This is a genomic window from Actinomadura bangladeshensis (assembly GCF_004348335.1).
Taxonomy (GTDB): domain Bacteria; phylum Actinomycetota; class Actinomycetes; order Streptosporangiales; family Streptosporangiaceae; genus Spirillospora; species Spirillospora bangladeshensis.
In genome coordinates this window covers 1-1,123 of sequence record NZ_SMJW01000560.1, presented here as the reverse complement: position 1 = coordinate 1,123, position 1,123 = coordinate 1, and the positions used below count along the sequence as shown (strand labels likewise).

The following is a 1,123-nucleotide window of genomic DNA, read 5'->3' as shown; positions in this document are numbered from 1 at the left end:
TGATCTCGCGGGTGAAGGCGAGGACGGAGGGGTTGGAGGCGGACAGTTCGACGTAGGAGCCGACGCCGAAGACGGGGTGGCGCTGCCGGATCTCGATCATTGTGCGGGTCCAGTGCAGCAGGCTGCCGGGGTTGTTGGCCTGGGCTTCGACGTTGACGGCCTGGTAGCCGTAGATGGGGTCCATGATGACCGGCAGGTACAGGCGGGCGGGGTCGCAGTGGGAGAAGCCGGCGTTGCGGTCGGGGGTCCATTGCATGGGGGTGCGGACGGCGTCGCGGTCGCCGAGCCAGATGTTGTCGCCCATGCCGATCTCGTCGCCGTAGTACAGGACGGGGGAGCCGGGCAGCGACAGCAGGAGTGCGGTGAACAGTTCGAGTTGGTTGCGGTCGTTGTCCAGGAGGGGGGCCAGGCGGCGGCGGATGCCGATGTTGGCTTTCATGCGGGGGTCTTTGGCGTATTCGGTGTACATGTAGTCGCGTTCTTCGTCGGTGACCATCTCCAGGGTGAGTTCGTCGTGGTTGCGCAGGAAGATGCCCCATTGGCAGGATTCGGGGATCTTGGGGGTCTGGGCCATGATCTCGGAGATGGGGTAGCGCTGTTCGCGGCGGACGGCCATGAAGATGCGGGGCATGACGGGGAAGTGGAAGGCCATGTGGCATTCGTCGCCGCCGGCGGCGGGGTCGCCGAAGTACTCCACGACGTCGGCGGGCCATTGGTTGGCCTCGGCGAGCAGGACGCGGTCGGGGTAGAGGCGGTCGACCTCGGCGCGGACGCGTTTGAGGTAGGCGTGGGTTTCGGGGAGGTTCTCGCAGTTGGTGCCCTCGCGGGCGTACAGGTAGGGGACGGCGTCCAGGCGGAAGCCGTCGATGCCCAGGTCGAGCCAGAACCGCAGGTTCTCCAGCATGGCGTCCTGGACGTCGGGGTTGTCGTAGTTGAGGTCGGGCTGGTGGGAGAAGAACCGGTGCCAGTAGTACTGGCCGCGGACCGGGTCGTAGGTCCAGTTGGAGGACTCGGTGTCGACGAAGATGATGCGGGCCTCGGGGTAGCCGGTGTCGTCGTCGGCCCACATGTAGAAGTCCCCGAACGGCCCGTCCGGATCGGTCCGCGACGCCTGGAACCACGG

Annotated in this window: 1 protein-coding gene; it reads right to left on the bottom strand. The window is 66.5% G+C overall.

Annotation, left to right across the window (positions count from 1 at the left end; translation table 11 throughout):
- The coding region (treS, locus tag E1284_RS40860) for a maltose alpha-D-glucosyltransferase (RefSeq protein ID WP_131945462.1) at positions 1-1,123 on the bottom strand (1,123 nt) is incomplete at both ends.